Here is a 608-nt window from a genome sequence, read left to right as displayed (position 1 = left end):
GGCTTCGGCGCGGCGGCGGGCGTTGGCCATGCGCAGGTAGGCGGCGCGTTCCTCCACCGTGGCCTCGACGTGGTTCAGCACGCACAGGCTGTTCACGCTGTCGCCTTCCGCCAGCCTGATGCCGCGCACGCCCGAACTGCCACGCCCGGCAAAGACGCGCAGCGTGTCGTCCGTGATCTGGAAGCGGATGCAGCGCGCGTTGCGCGTGCCAAGGAATACGTCCTGCCCCTCGCGGCAGGTGGCGACGCCGATCAGCCGGTCATTGTCATCAAGCTTCATCGCGATCAGGCCCGATGAGCGGATGTTGCGGAAATCGCTCAGCCGGTTGCGGCGCACGCTGCCCGACGCCGTGGCGAAGACAAGGTGCAGGTTCTCCCACAGTTCCTCATCCTGCGGCAGGGGCAGTACGGCGGTGATCGTGTCGCTGCCCAGGTCGGGCAGCAGGTTGACCAGCGCGCGGCCCTTGGCGGTGGGGCTGGCTTCGGGCAGGCGCCACACCTTCTCCCGATACGCTTTCCCGCCCGAGGAGAAGAACAGCACCCACTGGTGCGTATGCGCGTTGAAGGAGCGCACGATGATGTCGTCACCCCGGCGGCCACCGCCGTGCG

At 68.3% G+C, this 608-nt stretch carries 1 protein-coding gene; it reads right to left on the bottom strand.

Annotated elements, in window-relative coordinates; translation table 11 throughout:
• A partial coding sequence (locus tag JCM25156_RS26635; RefSeq protein ID WP_034961734.1) for a DNA gyrase C-terminal beta-propeller domain-containing protein occupies nt 1-608 on the bottom strand: 608 nt, incomplete at both ends.

It is taken from the genome of Komagataeibacter kakiaceti JCM 25156 (assembly GCF_000613305.1).
This window is presented reverse-complemented; position numbering and strand designations above follow the sequence as displayed.